The following is a 387-nucleotide window of genomic DNA, read 5'->3' on the forward strand; positions in this document are numbered from 1 at the left end:
GATGTGAGAATCTTCTCCTTCCTTCTTGAGCAATGTTCTGAGTGTCTTTTATTTGGACGTCCTTGGGCTGTGTGGCATCCTGAGTTCATCAAAATGCAGTAATATCAATTTGGAGTGGCCAATAAATTCTCAACACAACCATCTCCCTTGCTTTCGACATAGCCCTTTTGAGTAGCAATCTCAAGTGCAGAAATTCGACATAGACTCACCCCCGTGCAGCCCCTTATTTGGCTCGGTGTCCTTTCCTCCTGTCCTGAAATTGCAGCGGCGCCGCCCCACTTAATCAACACTACATATACACAATCTGCACTACCAAACAAGCCTAGTCTATTCGTCCACAGCTCAATACAGAGCTTGGGAAATCCCGTGTTTGCGTCGGAGTTTTGG

General features: G+C 46.5%; 1 protein-coding gene. It reads right to left on the reverse strand.

Annotated features, from left to right (window positions below; translation table 11 throughout):
- Window positions 1-104: 104 nt before the first annotated feature.
- Window positions 105-387, reverse strand: a 283-nt coding sequence (locus QWJ41_RS20865; protein ID WP_302710392.1) for a hypothetical protein, incomplete at its 5' end; no start/stop codon positions are given.

This window comes from Nocardioides cremeus, assembly GCF_030518195.1.
In the GTDB taxonomy this organism is placed as follows: Bacteria; Actinomycetota; Actinomycetes; order Propionibacteriales; family Nocardioidaceae; genus Nocardioides; species Nocardioides cremeus.